Source organism: Allochromatium warmingii (assembly GCF_900107145.1).
GTDB lineage: Bacteria > Pseudomonadota > Gammaproteobacteria > Chromatiales > Chromatiaceae > Thermochromatium > Thermochromatium warmingii.
The window spans coordinates 20,439-35,651 of sequence record NZ_FNOW01000015.1; the positions used below are offsets into that span (position 1 = coordinate 20,439).

Below are 15,213 nucleotides of genomic sequence, written 5' to 3' on the forward strand. Positions count from 1 at the left end.
TAATTCGCATAATGTAAGTAAGTGTTCCGTCCCGTTGGATTATATTCCGAACAAGACAGTCAGTCACAGAGCTGGAGCTTTGTGACTAGAAAAATAGTCATTCATGCGAATTGCGCAACCAGTTATTGATAGCGTTCAAATAATAGGACGACGTGGTCGCTATCGCTGGTGAGTTTCCGTTTGGAATAGGCGGCATCGACAGCAGCATCTAATTTGCGATGAGCTTTGACTAATTCGGGCGACATGGTGAGCGGGTCATAGAGTACAGCAAGTGAGGCATTGGGATGCGCGGCGCGGGCATCAAGCACCGCTTGTGCGGCAGTTTCAATTGCTTGGCGTTGTTTTGGAGTTGATTCAGGATGGGGTTAATGGCAACAGCTTACGTCTAAACTAAGAGAACTTGCAAAAGGGAAAAAAAGCGGACAAAATGCCCTAAATAAGTTTCATAAAAGATAGCTCCATGAATCAGCTTACATATTTAGATCTACTTCGTACAGCAAGAACCAGATTTACACAAAAACAACTAGCTGAAATTCTTGATGTTGATGTAAGAACCATTCGGCGCTGGGAGGTTCAAGAAAATGAACCTCCAGCTTACCTTTCTGACGCGATTAAACAAAGAATTATCCCATTAGTAAAAAGTTTAAAAGACGAAAAAACCGTGTTTAAGTTTAATTTTGTAGACTTATTTGCAGGTATTGGAGGTGTTCGCTTAGGTTTTGAAGCTTGTGGTGGGCAATGTGTTTTTACAAGCGAATGGAATAAGTTTTCACAAAAAACTTATTCCGCTAATTTTCCTAAAACGTCAAATCATACATTTATTGGTGATATTACTCAGTGTAACGAAAAAGATATACCTGACCATGAAATACTGTTAGCTGGATTTCCTTGTCAGCCATTTAGCATCGCGGGAGTATCTAAAAAAAATGCTTTGGGTAAACCGCATGGTTTTGAATGTACTACACAAGGAACACTCTTTTTTGATGTGGCAAGAATTATTGCTGAAAAAAAACCAAAAGCATTTTTATTAGAAAATGTGAAAAATCTTATTTCTCACAACAAGGGAAATACATTTCAAATTATATTGAATGTTCTTCGTGAGGAACTTGGCTATGAAGTTCATTATAAAGTAATTGATGGCAAACACTTTGTCCCTCAACACAGAGAGCGTATTTTAATTGTTGGATTTAATCATAAAACTGATTTTACTTGGGATGACTTATCTCTTCCTGAAAAAGGTGCTATAAAACTTTCTTCAATTTTGCATCCGCAAAATGGCACAGAAAAAGCTGAAGAGCCGTATACTATTGGAGAAAAAGCAGAGGTTAATAGTAAATATACATTAACACCTCAGTTGTGGAAATATTTACAGGATTACGCAGAAAAGCATCGAAAAGCTGGAAATGGTTTTGGATTTAGCCTCGTCGATGGTAACAATATAGCTAGAACTTTATCAGCAAGATACTATAAAGACGGATCAGAAATACTTATTTCTCAAGGAGAAAATAAAAGACCGCGCCGACTGACTCCAAGAGAGTGTGCGAGAATTATGGGTTTTCCAGATAGTTTTATTATTCCTGTAAGTGATACCCAAGCATATCGACAGTTTGGTAACAGTGTGGTTTTACCTGTGATTAAAGCTGTAGCAGAAATAATGATTCCACATATTTAAAAAAATAACCATAAATTATTTAGCAATTTCAAACAGCTTTCATTGCTATAAAAGTCAATGAATTTGGAAATTTCAGATGAAAAAAGGTTACTTATCACAATATTTTGAAGGCGTAGCATTCAAAATGCTGAGCGGTGTAGAAGTAAACTCGCTGATTTCTAATCAACATGAGTTTAATGGTGTAGGAGAGCTAAAAAAAATACTTGGCGAACCTAAAGGTAAGCGCAAATATCAAGCAAAATTCTTGTATTTAACAGATGATATAGATAACTCTATTTTCAATGATGGGTTTCTTACATGGTATGATGCTAGAGAAAAAGCTCGATTGGAGCGAGGAATAAATAGATCAGAATATAGACTATATTTTTCTGAAAATGCTGTTTTAAATTTGGCTAAGCCTAGTGATATTCTTGTAATAGCCAAACGCAACGATAATACTTTGCTGGCAATCATCTGTAAAGCTGAAACTACAATATCTAAGCAAATATTATTGTTGTTTAATTTTTCAGATTTGTTGCACCCTAAATTTTCTGTACGCGACGAACTCGAAACAGAGCAAGATCAAATTAAATTTGCATCAAGATTTATTTTAGAAAGCATAGGAATATCAGTCGAAGTTTCAGAAGATATATATTTAGAAAAAATGTTAAAAATTTTTTCAGGCAAATTTCCAACAACCAGAGAGTTTTCAGCATTTGCTAGAAGCACAGTATCTGATATAAATGTTCAAGATGGTCAAGATGAAATTTTTATGGCTTGGATGGAAAGAGAGGAAATACTTTTTCGCACTCTTGAAAAGCACATTATTAGCAATAGATTATCTGAGGGATTTAACGATGATGTAGATGGCTTTATATCTTTTTCTTTATCTGTACAAAATCGTAGAAAAAGCCGAGTTGGTTTTGCATTAGAAAATCATCTTGAAATGATTTTCAAAGAATGTGGAATTCGTTACTCAAGAACACCTGTTACTGAAAATAATTCAAAACCAGATTTTATTTTTCCAGGAATAAACGAATATCAAGATCAAAAATTTGATTTTTCACGTTTAACAATGTTAGGCGTTAAATCTTCTTGTAAAGATAGATGGCGTCAAGTTCTCGCTGAAGCAGATCGTATTAAAAATAAGCACTTATTTACTCTTGAAACAGCAATAAGCAAAAATCAGACCGATGAAATGCAATCAAAAAATTTGCAATTAGTTCTCCCTAAAATTTTGCATAAAACATATTCAGAGGATCAGCAAAAATGGCTTATAGACATAAAAACATTTACAGATCTTGTTCTAAAGCGTCAAATGAACAACTGATACAGTTAAATCTAGTTAATCTGGTAGAGAAATAGGCGAACATCTCGATTCGGTCATCGCCATCGATCAACGCCCGATTGAAGAAAATAGAGGTCTGACCCTATTTTCTACTATTTTCTATGACGGTATGGTGGACAGGCAACCCAACCTACAATCTGGATCTCACACAGCTCACTGGTCGATCTATCCGTTGCTGATAGCACTCTTCTGGGTCTGTGCGACCGCCGCTGCCGAACCGACCATCGACCTGACGCCCGCAGAGCGCGTCTGGTTCGACCAACATCCCAAGATTGTGCTCGGCATCAGCAGCCAGTTCCAGCCCGATGTCATCCTCAATCCCGACGGCAGTCGTTCCGGTCTGATCGTGGATTATTTCGAGCAGCTCAACCGTCAGTTGGGCGATCGCCTCGAACTGCATGTCGAGACCGATTGGAGCGCGGTGACCGATAAGGCGATACGCGGCGAGATCGACGGTCTGGCGTCATCTGCACCCAATGCCACTTGGAACCGCTATTTCCTCTATACCCAACCCTTTTATCACGGCTATTTTCATCTCTATGTCCGGCACGGTTCAGCACCCGTCCAAAAACTAGCCGATCTGGTCGGCAAGCGGGTCGGCTATCTGACCGGCATGAAGATCGTCGAACAGCTCCTCGCATCCGTGCCCGATGTGACAGTCTCGGCATTCGAGACCAATGAAGACATGGCGAAAGCCTTGCTGGAAGACCAGGTTGATGTCTTGATCGGCGCTGTCGATTTGGAATGGTGGCGCAAGCAGAACAGTCTCCTTGGTTTTGAAATTTCCGGCTTCATCGAGTCGAGTCGGCATCCGATCCTGATGTCGATTCGCAAGGACTGGCCGCTGCTGGTCGGGATTCTTGACCAGGCGCTCGCTCACATTCCAGCTTGGGAGCGGCAGCGGATCAACCAGAAGTGGTTAGGTACGCACACGGTAGCAGAACGCTCCGGGTTAGACATTTCAGCATCCGAACGCGCCTATCTTGATACGACGGTCTTCCGACGCACGCCGGCCCGAGGTTGGCCGCCGTTCAATTTTCTCGGCAGCGATGGCCAAGTGGTCGGAATCAGTGAAGATTACTGGTCGCTGCTGCAAAATAAACTGGGACTTCAGGAAACCCGACTGACGCCTCGTCCGTTCATTGAGATCCTGCGGGCCATGCAACAGGGCGAGGTAGACATCCATCCGACAGCCAGTCACGTCAGCGCCCGTGATGCCTATGCTGTGTTCACCGACAGCTATGAGCAATATCCGGTCGCCATTGCTCGGCGGCGGGATACCGGCTTTATCACCGATGCCGCAACGCTCCAGGGCCAGGTAGTCGCTGTGGGTCAGGACTACAATGCCTATCACCTGCTCAAGGAACGCTATCCCAACATTGAGTTTCTCCAGGTGCCAGATACGCACGCGGCGCTCGATGCTGTTGCAACCGGTCAAGCCTTCGCCGCCGTCGATATTCTGCCGGTGCTGCAATATCAGATTGCGGCCCGCGAGGACAACGCGATCCATCTGGCTGGCATCACCGATGTCACCTTCAAACTGCAAATCATGGTGCATCGTGACCAAGCGCGTCTGGTGCCATTGCTCAATCGCGCCATTGCCGCGCTCACGCCGGAAGAACGTCTGGAGATCCACAAGAAATGGATGTTGCGCGATGTCATCACCGAGCGCGAAATCGACTACGGACTACTGTGGCGGGTTGTCGGCGTGGCATGCGTCGTCGTCGCGCTGGTGCTGTATTGGAATCATCTGCTGCAACGTCAGATTAGTCAGCGCAAACGCGCCGAGCAACAGTTGCAGGACACCAGTGAACGCCTGCGCTCGATCCTAGCCTCAATGGACGATCTGGTGTTCGTGCTCGATCCCGAACAGCGGTTCATCGACGCCTATTATCGCGACGTGCGGCGTCTGCTAGTGCCGCCCGAACAGTTCTTGGGCAAGCCCGGTCGTGAGGTACTGCCGTCGGCGATCTACGAACAATTGAACACAGCGATTCAGGACGCGATCCAGAGCCGACAGGCACCGCAGTTCGAATATGCCGTCTCCATGCCCGATGGAGAACGCTGGTCGAGCGCCAGCGTGTCGGCGCGTTATGACGCCACCGGCCAGTGTATTGGCACCACCGTCGTCGTGCGTGACATCACCGCCCGCAAACTGGCCGAGGAAGCGCTGCGGCTTGCCAAAGACGCTGCCGAACGCGCCAATCAGGCCAAAAGCACCTTTCTGGCCAATATGAGCCATGAACTGCGCACCCCGCTGAATGCTGTGCTCGGCTATGCCCAGTTGCTCCGGCGCGAGACGACGCTCAGCAGCGAGCAACGTCAGAGCCTCGATGTCATCCAACGTAGCGGCGATCATCTCCTGACGCTCATCAACGATGTCCTAGATCTGGCCAAAATTGAGGCCGGACGGCTCGACTGCGTGCCCGCCCCCTGTCGGTTGCAGGATTTCCTGAGCGACCTGTGCGAACCCTTTCGGCTACGTGCGGCGGAAAAAGGGATCGCCTTCCAAGTTCGCACGCAGAGCCTGCCGACGAGCGTGGCGGTCGATGCCCAGCGTCTGCGCCAGATCGGTCTCAATCTGCTGGGGAATGCCGTGAAATTCACCGAGCGCGGCGCGGTGCGGCTAGAGGTCGCGTATCAGGTCGGCACTTTGATCGTTCAGGTCAGCGACACGGGTATCGGAATCCCCGCCGCCATGCACGAAGCCGTGTTCGAGCCGTTCAGTCAGACCGGAGCCAATCGCTACCAACAACAGGGCACGGGATTAGGATTGGCCATCAGTCGCCTGCTTGCGACCAAGATGGGCGGACACATTGATCTGAAAAGCGACGCGGGACAGGGCAGTTGCTTCACACTCACAGTGCCAGCACCGGAACTTGAACCGGCTGTTAGTGAACCCGATGGGCGTTCTGATGAGTGCGAGATGCCGAGCGGCTATCGGCGCACCGATGCACGTCAGGAGCCGTTGTGCATACTGGTCGTCGATGATGCGCCACTGGATCGCCAATTACTCGAACAGCAGTTGACGCTGCTGGGATTCAGCGTCACCCTAGCCGAGGATGGCCAGCAAGCGTTGCGCTTGACGCTGGCGCACACCTTTGACTTGATTATCATGGATATCGTGATGCCAAACTTGGATGGACTGGCAGCCACACGGATGATGCTTGACCGTCAGCGCCAGACAAACCGGCGGATCGTTGCGCTCACGGCCTGCGCTTTTGCCGACGACCGGCTCGCCTGCTTAGAAGCGGGCTGTTGTGATTTTATTAGCAAGCCGGTGGACTGGCAGCAGTTGTTTCAAATCTTTGAAACCCAGTTGCCGTTGCTGTGGCGATATCAACCTGTCAGCCAATCCCGACCGTCATTCGCCGCCGTGCCCAATGCCACAGAAGGCAGAACACGGATTCCGGCACTCCAAACGTTGTTACCACAGGCATGGCTTGCAGATTTGGAACAGACCATAATTCGTGCCAAACCAGATCAAGCACTCGCGCTGTTAGAGTCGATAGCCGACGATCATCCAGAACTGAGTGCGTCGCTGTGCCACTGGATCGAACAGTATGACTATCCGCGTGTTCTGGACTGGATCCTTAACCAGCAACGAGATGAGGCATCGTGAGCACCAAGCCGTCCGCCAGTATCCTTATCGTCGATGATAAACTAGAGAACCTGAACGTTCTCAAGCGGATGCTCTCCGCCGAGGGCTACGAAGTCCGTCCGCTGCCCAGCGGCGAACTGGCCCTGCGGGCGATTCAGGCGGAAGTTCCGGATCTGGTTCTGCTCGACATTATGATGCCCGGACTCGACGGCTATGCCGTCTGCGCCAAGCTGAAAGCCGATCCGCGCACCCGTGACGTGCCGGTGATGTTTATCAGTGCCCTGCGTGATGCGGAAGATAAGGTACGTGCCTTTGCCGCCGGTGGGGTGGACTATATCAGCAAGCCTTTTCAGGTCGATGAGGTGCTGGCCCGCGTCACAACGCATCTGCGCCTCAGTGCGCTGCAACAGGCGTTACGCGCCCAGAATGCCCAGTTACAAGAGGCGGCTGCCCTGTTTGAGGTCAGCAATGAGGGCATTATTCTCACTGATGCAAACGGAGTCATTCAGCGCGTCAATCCCGCCTTCACCCGCATCACCGGCTATACGCCCGAAGAGGCCATCGGTCAGACACCTCGCCTCCTGAAGTCCGATCATCATCCGCCCGAGTTCTATTCGCACTTCTGGTATACGCTGCTGAACCTAGGCTATTGGGAAGGTGAGGTCTGGAACCGCTACAAAGATGGCTCTATCCATCCGCAATGGGACATGATCACCACGATCCGCAACGATGAAGGCGAGATCACCGGCTATGTGGCCCAGTTCAGCAATGTTGCACGGCGACATTTGACCGAACAGGAAATCCGTCAGCACGGCAATTATGACGCCCTGACCGGGCTGGCCAATCGTTCGCTGTTGCTGGAACGGCTGGATCTGGCGTTCAAGGGGCACAGGCATCAGGGACATCGGCTGAGTTTGTTGTGCATTGGCCTAGACCGTTTTAAACAGGTCAATGAAACTTTCGGCTACAACACGGGCGATCTGTTGTTGCAGCAGATTGCCCAACGGCTCATGGCCGAGATCCGCGACATTGACACTGCCGCCCGCATCGGCGGCGATGAGTTCGTAGTCGTGCTCGTCGATCAGGTCGAAACCACTGCAACCGAGCGCCTAGCGAGCCGCGTGCTGGAGCGTTTGACCCAACCCTTCGAGCTTCCGAGCGGAAATCTTGACATTGGCGTCAGCATCGGTCTCGCCGTGTTTCCCGATGACGGGGATGATGTCGAAGTCATCCTACGTAATGCGACTATCGCCCTGTCGCGGGCCAAAGAACAGGGCGGTCGGCAGATCTGTTTCTTCACCGACGCGATGGGACGTGAACTCATCGCACGTCATCGTTTAGAGCGCGATCTAAAACAAGGTCTGATACGGCAGGAAGTGAGTCTGCATTATCAACCAATCGTCAATCTGCAAAACGGTCAGCCGTTAGGGTTTGAGTGTCTACTGCGCTGGCACCATTCCGAACAGGGATTCATCCGCCCGGATATTTTCATTCCCATCGCTGAGTCCTCCGGTTTGATCCGCGATCTGGGCAACTGGGTGATTGAAACGGCCTGTCGTCAACTCGCACACTGGCGGCGTCAGGGGTGGTCGCTCTATGCCTCGGTCAATATCTCGACGCGCCAGATCCCCGACGGTGTGGCACCGAATTGGTTGCTGAAGGTGACGCGGGATCTGGGGCTGGAACCAGCGGCGCTGGTGCTAGAAGTCACAGAAAGCGTGTTCGCGACCGATCTGGAAGCCGTCACCGATTGGTTGCGCGAGGTGCGTGCGTTGGGCTTTCGTATCTATCTGGATGATTTCGGGACAGGCTATTCGTCCCTGTCTTATCTTAAAAACTTCCCGCTAGATGCGGTCAAGGTCGATCGGACATTTGTGCGCGATATGGTTGAACAGGAACGCGACCGTGCCCTGATTCGGGCGATCCTAGCCATGTGTCAGGAGCTGGACTTGCAGGTCGTGGCCGAGGGGATCGAAAACGCAGTGCAAAGACAGTTGCTGTGCGATCTCGACTGCGCCTATGGACAGGGCTATTTGTTTTCGCGTCCGCTGCCGGTCGGTGAGTTCGAGGCGTTTCTAAAGGCACATGCGTCTTGAGGCTGCGTAACAGTTACACAGCCCCTCTCACCCCACATCGCCCACCACGCCCTATTTGTAGGCTGTGCTTGTCGGCTAATTGTTGATGGCAGCAGCTTCACGCTTCAGTAAACGAGCCGCTCTACACTAACGCAGTTGCCGTTATCGGCGCTTCTGTCAGTGCTGCATCATGTCCATCGCCGATTTATCCTGCCGCTTGCTGCTTGCGCTCCGTTCGCACTTACTCACTTGGTTAATGCGCGGTTACACGCTCGCTGACCGCTTGGTCGGCATGAGTCGCTGGCGCTTGGCGCGTCAGTTGTTCGTTGCAACACTGATGATTGTCACACTCTCCGTGCTTTTGAGCGGCTCGCTGTTGTTTCAGGTCGAACGCGCCCGCCAGTTGAGCGAACAGCAACAGTTTTTCCACGAAATGCTGAATCTGATCGCTGCTATGAGCCGCGAGGCTGTGCAGCGCGGCGATCACGCTACGCTGACGCGGCTGCTGGCGGAAGTCGGAACACGCGATACGAATCTGTTACGGCTGACGCTTCACGACAGCGCCACTGGTTCGACGCTCGCTGCCTGGCAGCGCCTAACGCCCTTGACCGGCCACCCACACCCGCTAGAACTGCACCGTACCATCACCGATCCGGCGCTCACCGTCGCGCTGGTTTGGGACAGCGGCCCGCTCCAGTCAGGGATTGCGCGGCACACGCTCTGGTTGCTGGCGGTGATGACGCTGCTGTTGCTGGCGCTGGCGGCAAGCCTGATCTGGCTGGTTCATGCGCATGTGATTCGCCCGATCAATATTTTGCGAGCGGATTTGCAAGGCGAACGCGCTCCGCGTCTGGCACTGCGATTGCGGGCCTGTGCGCCGGAATTGCGCTATCTGGCCCGCACGCTCGATGCGCTGTTACGGCTCAAGGGCGAAATTAAACGCAGTGAAATCCGCTATCGTGGACTATTTGAAAACATGATTAGCGCCGGCATCGTGCTCTCGCACCAGCACGTGGGCTTTCGCATCGAGGCCATCAATGAGCCGTGCCGACAGCTTCCGCTGCTCGATTTGCGCGAGCGTTCCGTACACTGGCTGCATGAAGTCATCGCCGTCCGCGAATCGCCGCATGTGTACACTGCGCTGCAAACGGTATTAGCACAGGGCGGTAGTTTGCATCTCGATGAATTTACGCTGATGCGCGGCGGGCAAACGCATTGGCTCGATTGTCATGTGTTTCCACTCACCGCAGGCGAGGCGATGTTAATGATCCGCGATGTCACGGATCGCAAAATCGCCCGCGAGCTACGCCACGCTAAAGAAGCAGCAGAACAGGCCAGCGCCCTAAAAAGCGCCTTTTTAGCCAGCATGAGCCATGAAATTCGCACGCCGCTCAATGGCGTGTTGAGCATGGTCGAATTGCTCCGCAGTTCACCGCTAACGGATCGTCAATTACATTGGGTTGAAGCCATTCGCAGTTCTGGACAACTGTTGTTATCGACGATTAACGATATTCTCGATTTTTCGCGTATTGAAGCCGGGCGCTTGCAATTAGAAAAAGTGCCGTTTTCAATCGGCGAAGTGATTGCGAATTTATTTAATGCAACCTTGCAACGGGCGTATGCGAAAAATCTCGAATGCGTGATTCATCAAGACCCCGAATTACCGGATTTATTAGTCGGCGATCCGTTCCGCTTGCAACAGATTCTGGTCAATTTAGTCGGTAATGCGATCAAATTCACCCATCAAGGTGAGATCGAAATTCGGATTACCTATAGCGAATTACCCGATGCGCGGTTAAAACTCTGCGTCTCGGTGCGTGATACCGGCATCGGCATTGCCCCCGAACAGGTCGAGATGATGTTTCAGCCGTTTCAGCAAATTCGCGCTGGTGGTTGGCGGGTGTCAGAAGGCACCGGATTAGGATTGGCGATTTGTAAACGGCTGCTCGATGCAATGGATGGCGAGCTAGGCGTTGAGAGTGCGCCTGGGCAGGGCAGTTTGTTTTATTTCGAGGTGCCGGTCGGTCGTGCCGAGCCAGGGCAGCAGGCATCTTGGCTGCTGCCGTCGGCGTGGCGCTGTCCAACACTGGTGTGGATTAAGCACGATTTGGTGCGGGCGACGGCAACGCATTTGCTCTCAATTCTCGGTTTTGAGGCTGAACAAACTGGCGAAGTCGCGGTAGCAATGCAGTGGGCGCAGGCGCTTGCGCCCGAAGTGGACACCTGTTTACTCGTGCTTGATGAAGCCTGGTTGCTGCATGATGGGCCACGTTTGGTGGCCGAATTGCAGCGCCGCTCGGCGCGGACGCAGCGGCGGGTGTTAACGCTGTATGTCGTCAATGTGTTTGCACACGATCAAGGTGAATTAGATCGTTTAATAACTTTGCGTGATACGACACATGTGCTCAAACCATTGCATTTATCGGCGCTATTTAATGCGTTGCAGGATTTATTTGATGCATCCAATCAGCGTGCGCCGATAATGCGCCGCTCTGATGATCCGTCTTGGGAGGTGCTGATTCAGCGGCTGGAAGCACGCGAGCATTTATCTGGAGCGCGGTTGTTATTAGCTGAAGATAATCTTGTTAATCAGCAGGTCGCAACGGAAGCTTTAGCAATGATTGGGATTGCGACCCGCGTGGTTGTCAATGGCGAGGAGGCGTTGCAAGCTTTAAATGAAGAACCATTCGATGGTGTATTGATGGATGTGCAGATGCCAGTGATGGATGGGTTAGAAGCAACGGCTTTGATTCGCAGTCAGTATGCGCCGAGTGAGTTGCCGATTATTGCGATGACGGCGAGTGTGTTTTTTAAAGATCGGCAGCGTAGTCTTCAGGTTGGCATGAACGATCATATTGGTAAGCCGATCAATATGCGCAATTTGTTGGAGACGTTATTGAAGTGGATTCGTCCAGCGCATCCGCAGCCGTTTCATCCGCCAGCATCGGAAGCACTCAGCACGCGGACTGAGGAGCGGTTGCAGTTGATTGAAGGGGAGTTGGATTGGCATACGATTAATTTGCCGGGCATTAAACCGCGCAAGGGGTTGAGCCGACTCGGTGGGAATGGGTTGTTGTATTTCCGGCTGTTGATGAGTTTTGCTAGTTTGCAGCAGCAGGGCGTAGTTGAGATGCGGGCAGCTTGTGAGCGTGAGGATTTAGCCGCGTTGCGTTTGCAGGCGCATACGCTCAAAGGTGTGGCAAAGACGTTGGGAGCCGATGCGCTGCATCAGTGGGCTGAGCGGGTTGAACAGGCGTGTGAAGCCGGTGAGCGTGAGGATTTGGCGGTGTTGGTGCCGCCGATGCTGGATGAGTTGACGCGGGTGTTGGGTGGTGTGCAGCAGTTTTTGGAGCACTGGCATTTGCATCCCGAACCTGTAGCTGATGCGCTTGTGTGTGCGGAGGTTGATCCAGCGGTTGCCGGTGAGCGGTATGCGCTGGTTGGGACGCTGTTGGAGCATGGGGATACGCGCTTGCGTGATGTCTGTGCGGAGAATCGTGCGTTACTGCAGGTGTGGTTTGAGGTGAATGGAAGTCATGGCGTGGAGTTTGAGCGGTTTAGTCAGTTGATTGAGCAATATCGTTTTGAAGAGGCGCGGCGGATTTTTCGTGAGAAAACCTGTGCGCCTGGTGTGGTGAGTGCGTGATTTAGATGCGCCTTGGATTGCCTGTCCGCGAATGTTGGTGATTTGAAAGTTAATGGGATGAGCAGGCAATTTAATCTAGTGCTGTTAATCCTGAATCATCCCATTGATTCTATCTCAATTACGCCGCCAGCTTACGCAGTACGTACTGCAAAATCCCGCCATGACGGTAATAATCGACTTCATTCGGCGTATCAATCCGCACCCGCGCCATAAAGGTCTTTACGGATCCATCAGCAGCCGTCACCCGCACCGTCACCTGTTTGGCTTCACCGCCATTTAAATCGACAATATCAAAGATCTCAGTGCCATTTAGACCGAGCGCAGCGGGAGTGTCACCGCTTAGGAATTGCAGCGGCAAAATACCCATGCCGATTAAATTCGAGCGATGAATGCGTTCGTAGCTTTCAGCAATGACCGCTCGCACGCCGAGTAAACGCGGCCCTTTTGCGGCCCAATCACGCGATGAACCTGAGCCGTATTCTTTGCCGGCAATCACAATCACTGGCGTATTTTCAGCTTGATAACGCATCGCGGCCTCATAAATCGACAGGGTATCGCCGCTAGGTTGATGCAGCGTGACACCGCCTTCGGTACCCGGAGCCATAAGATTACGCAGTCGAATATTGGCAAAGGTGCCACGCATCATCACTTCGTGATTGCCGCGCCGTGAGCCAAGACTATTAAAATCTTTTGGCTCAACACCAAGTGATATCAGATATTGACCGGCTGGCGAATTAGGTTTAATTGAGCCAGCAGGCGAAATATGATCGGTGGTGATTGAATCACCGAGCAGTGCCAAACAGCGTGCGCCACTGATGTCGGTCACAGGCGCAACGGCTAAACTCATGCCCTTAAAATAGGGTGGTTCTTGAATATAGGTTGAATCGGCTGGCCAATCATAGGTTTGACTGGTGGCCGCTGCTAAAGATTGCCAGCGGTCATCACCGGCAAAAACATTGGCATAGGCAGCGGTAAATTCATCCGGCGTGACGCATTCTGCAATCACGGCGTTAATTTCGTCCGGTGTTGGCCAAATGTCTTGTAAATAAACCGGCTGACCCTGTGCATCCACTGCCAAAGGATCGCGGTATGGATCCAAATCAATGCGCCCAGCAATCGCATAGGCAACTACAAGCGGTGGGCTGGCGAGATAATTCATCCGCACTTCTGCATGGACGCGCCCCTCAAAATTACGATTGCCGGATAAAATTGACACGGCGCATAAATCCTGTTCAGCAATCGCTTGCGAAACAGGCTCTGGTAATGGGCCAGTATTGCCGATGCAAACCGTACAACCATAGCCAACGTTATGAAAGCCGAGCGCCTTGAGCGGTTCAGTTAATCCAGCGCGATCTAAATAACGGGTGACAGCCATTGAGCCGGGGCCAAATGCGGTTTTTACCCAGGGCGCGGCTGTTAATCCGCGTGCGACTGCTTTTTGCGCGACTAAACCCGCACCAATTAAAACGCTGGGATTTGAGGTATTTGTACAGGACGTGATTGCCGCAACCACAATTGAACCGTCGCCGATTTCGACGGTTTGACCGTCGAGCACCACGGTTGCTGGCCCCTTGTTCGGCAATTGGCGTTCGGCTTTGAGCGCGGCAAGTGCGGCGGGAAAATGGCTGGCCAGATCACGCAGGGCGACACGATCTTGCGGGCGTTTTGGCCCCGCAAGCGAGGGCACGACCGTGCCTAAATCTAGCTCCAACGTCTCGGAATACGCGGCTTCGGGCGCATCCGCCGTGTGCCAGACGCCCTGCGCTTTGCAATAGGCTTCAACCAGCGCGAGCTGCTGGGCATCGCGTCCGGTCAGGCGCAGATAATCGAGCGTGACTTGATCAATGGGGAACAAGCCGCAGGTTGCGCCGTACTCTGGCCCCATGTTCGCAATAGTATTGCGCTCGCCCATCGGCAAGCTGGCAAGCGCCGGGCCGTAAAATTCAACGAATTTGCCAACTACACCATGTTTGCGTAATTGTTCGACAATAGTCAGCACTAAATCGGTCGCGGTCACACCCGCATTCAGTGTGCCGGTGAGCTTAAAACCGACGACCTTTGGTACTAGCATCGACACGGGTTGCCCGAGCATCGAAGCCTCAGCTTCAATACCACCAACACCCCAGCCAAGCACGCCAATACCATTGACCATCGTTGTATGCGAATCGGTGCCAACACAGGTATCAAAATAGGCTTGCGTGTGACCGGCGAGTGATTTGGCAAAGACAACCCGTGATAGATATTCGACGTTAATTTGATGAACAATGCCGGTATCAGGCGGCACAACTTTAAATCCGTCGAATGCCTGCTGACCCCATTTGAGAAAGTTATAACGCTCTTGATTGCGCTCGAACTCTAATTCCGCATTTTTCGCAAAAGCCTGATCTGATCCGAAATAATCGACCTGTACGGAATGATCGATGACTAATTCCGCCGGTTGCAGCGGATTGATGCGACTGGGATCGCCACCTAATTCGCGCATGGCATCGCGCATTGCTGCTAAATCGACGACGGCTGGCACGCCAGTAAAATCTTGCATCAAGACCCGTGCTGGACGATATTGAATTTCTTTATCCGGTTCGGCCTGCGGATTCCAGTGACTAAAATAGTCAATATCTTCGCGGGTGACGGTGACGCCGTCCTCATGGCGTAATAGGTTTTCGAGCAAAATCTTCAATGAATACGGCAGCCGCGCACTATTCGGCACAGCATCGAGCTTGAAGATTTCATAATCCTGACCGGCAACATTCAGGGTAGATTGAGCATTAAAACTATTGGACATTGAGGACTCCGAATCCGGGCAAGCAATAAGCAGCAACTTGGCAGCGGGTGAGGCGGCGCGGGGTGGCAAAACAAGTAATTTTAGCGTTTCGGGTGCGGCGCTGTCACCGA

The 15,213-nt window shown here is 51.4% G+C and carries 6 protein-coding genes and 1 pseudogene; 5 read left to right on the forward strand and 2 right to left on the reverse strand.

The window, feature by feature from the left end; translation table 11 throughout:
- Window positions 1-122: 122 nt before the first annotated feature.
- A pseudogene (locus BLW10_RS06375) lies at window positions 123-338 on the reverse strand (type IIL restriction-modification enzyme MmeI); the annotation flags it as partial.
- Between the two features lie 122 nt (window positions 339-460).
- Between BLW10_RS06375 and dcm the strand changes: the two are divergent.
- The 5 genes from dcm to BLW10_RS06400 all read left to right on the forward strand — a co-directional run bounded on the left by dcm (window position 461) and on the right by BLW10_RS06400 (window position 12,321).
- Window positions 461-1,672 carry a DNA (cytosine-5-)-methyltransferase gene (gene dcm, locus BLW10_RS06380; protein WP_091333212.1) on the forward strand — a complete coding sequence of 404 codons (1,212 nt, stop codon included), beginning with the start codon at window positions 461-463 and terminating at the stop codon, window positions 1,670-1,672.
- A gap of 76 nt (window positions 1,673-1,748) precedes the next feature.
- Complete coding sequence (locus tag BLW10_RS06385) at window positions 1,749-2,981, forward strand: type II restriction endonuclease (protein ID WP_091333214.1); 1,233 nt, start codon at window positions 1,749-1,751, stop codon at window positions 2,979-2,981.
- A 190-nt stretch (window positions 2,982-3,171) separates the two neighbouring features.
- Window positions 3,172-6,621: a transporter substrate-binding domain-containing protein gene (locus BLW10_RS06390; protein WP_177169005.1), complete on the forward strand. Its 3,450-nt coding sequence runs from the start codon at window positions 3,172-3,174 to the stop codon at window positions 6,619-6,621.
- Complete coding sequence (locus BLW10_RS06395; protein WP_091333217.1) at window positions 6,618-8,696, forward strand: EAL domain-containing response regulator; 2,079 nt, start codon at window positions 6,618-6,620, stop codon at window positions 8,694-8,696. The genes BLW10_RS06390 and BLW10_RS06395 overlap by 4 nt, the downstream gene beginning before the upstream one ends.
- 169 nt (window positions 8,697-8,865) lie before the next feature.
- Entirely contained in the window at window positions 8,866-12,321 is a 3,456-nt protein-coding gene (locus BLW10_RS06400; protein ID WP_091333219.1) for an ATP-binding protein, read from the forward strand.
- A gap of 118 nt (window positions 12,322-12,439) precedes the next feature.
- On the opposite strand, the gene acnA is transcribed toward BLW10_RS06400, so the two are convergent.
- Window positions 12,440-15,103: an aconitate hydratase AcnA gene (gene acnA / locus BLW10_RS06405; protein ID WP_091333221.1), complete on the reverse strand. Its 2,664-nt coding sequence runs from the start codon at window positions 15,101-15,103 to the stop codon at window positions 12,440-12,442.
- Between the last annotated feature and the right edge of the window lie 110 nt (window positions 15,104-15,213).

Excerpts from the sequence above, each read along its gene's own strand:
- dcm (WP_091333212.1), top strand. The coding sequence starts at position 461 with ATGAATCAGCTTACATATTTAGATCTACTTCGTACAGCAAGAACCAGA.
- acnA (WP_091333221.1), bottom strand. The coding sequence starts at position 15,103 with ATGTCCAATAGTTTTAATGCTCAATCTACCCTGAATGTTGCCGGTCAG.
- BLW10_RS06385 (WP_091333214.1), top strand. The coding sequence starts at position 1,749 with ATGAAAAAAGGTTACTTATCACAATATTTTGAAGGCGTAGCATTCAAA.
- BLW10_RS06400 (WP_091333219.1), top strand. The coding sequence starts at position 8,866 with ATGTCCATCGCCGATTTATCCTGCCGCTTGCTGCTTGCGCTCCGTTCG.